This window comes from Kitasatospora sp. NPDC127035, from assembly GCF_042726075.1.
Classification (GTDB): Bacteria; Actinomycetota; Actinomycetes; order Streptomycetales; family Streptomycetaceae; genus Kitasatospora.
Genome location: NZ_JBHXDN010000177.1, coordinates 1 through 1,297, shown reverse-complemented (window position 1 = coordinate 1,297; position 1,297 = coordinate 1). Strand labels below are relative to the sequence as shown.

The following is a 1,297-nucleotide window of genomic DNA, read 5'->3' as shown; positions in this document are numbered from 1 at the left end:
CGCTCGCCCTTCTTGCCGGAGATCCGGGCCCAGTCGTCCGGGTTGGTGGTGTTCGGCAGGTCCTCGTTCTCCTTGAACTCGTCCACGCAGGCGTTGAGCAGGTGGGCGACGCGCAGACCCCGCTGGCCGTGGTCGAGGAAGGCCTTGATGGCCATCTTCTTCGCCCGGTCGACGATGTTCTGGATCATCGCGCCGGAGTTGAAGTCCTTGAAGTACAGGACCTCCTTGTCACCGTTGGCGTAGGTGACCTCCAGGAAGCGGTTCTCCTCCGTCTCGGAGTACATCCGCTCCACCACCGACTGGATCATCGCCTCCACCGTGGCGCCCACGGAGCCGTCGTGCTCCTTGAGGTCGTCCGGGTGGAACGGCAGCGAGCCCTTGAGGTACTTGGAGAAGATGTCCTTCGCGGCCTCGGCGTCCGGGCGCTCGATCTTGATCTTGACGTCCAGGCGGCCGGGCCGCAGGATCGCCGGGTCGATCATGTCCTCGCGGTTCGAGGCGCCGATGACGATGACGTTCTCCAGGCCCTCCACGCCGTCGATCTCGGCGAGCAGCTGCGGGACGATGGTGTTCTCCACGTCCGAGCTGACACCGGAACCGCGGGTGCGGAACAGCGACTCCATCTCGTCGAAGAAGACGATGACGGGGGTGCCCTCGCTCGCCTTCTCCCGGGCCCGCTGGAAGACCAGGCGGATCTGCCGCTCGGTCTCGCCGACGTACTTGTTGAGCAGCTCGGGGCCCTTGATGTTGAGGAAGTAGCTCTTCCCCTGGGGCCGGCCGGTGACCTCGGCGACCTTCTTGGCCAGCGAGTTCGCCACGGCCTTGGCGATCAGCGTCTTGCCGCAGCCGGGCGGGCCGTAGAGCAGCACGCCCTTGGGCGGGCGCAGCTCGTACTCCTTGAAGAGGTCGGCGTGCAGGTACGGCAGCTCGACCGCGTCCCGGATCAGTTCGATCTGGTTGGCGAGGCCGCCGATCTGGCGGTAGTCGATGTCCGGGACCTCCTCGAGGACGAGCTCCTCGACCTCGGACTTCGGCACGACCTCGTAGACGTAGCCGGAACGGGGTTCCAGCAGGAGGGCGTCCCCCGCCCGGAGGGTGATCTCGCGCAGCGGTTCGGCCAGGCGCACCACCCGCTCCTCGTCGGTGTGGCCGACGACCAGGGCCCGCTCGCCGTCCTCCAGGACCTCCTTGAGGGTGACCAGGTCGCCGATGCTCTCGAAGGCCATCGCGTCCACGATGTTGAGGGCCTCGTTGAGCATCACTTCCTGGCCGCGCCGCAGCTCGTCGAGCTCGACGT

The 1,297-nt window shown here is 66.8% G+C and carries 1 protein-coding gene; it reads right to left on the bottom strand.

What is annotated here, in order from left to right; all coding sequences use genetic code 11:
* Nucleotides 1-1,297, bottom strand: a 1,297-nt coding sequence (gene arc / locus ACFWIC_RS41100; RefSeq protein ID WP_380522332.1) for a proteasome ATPase, incomplete at both ends; no start/stop codon positions are given.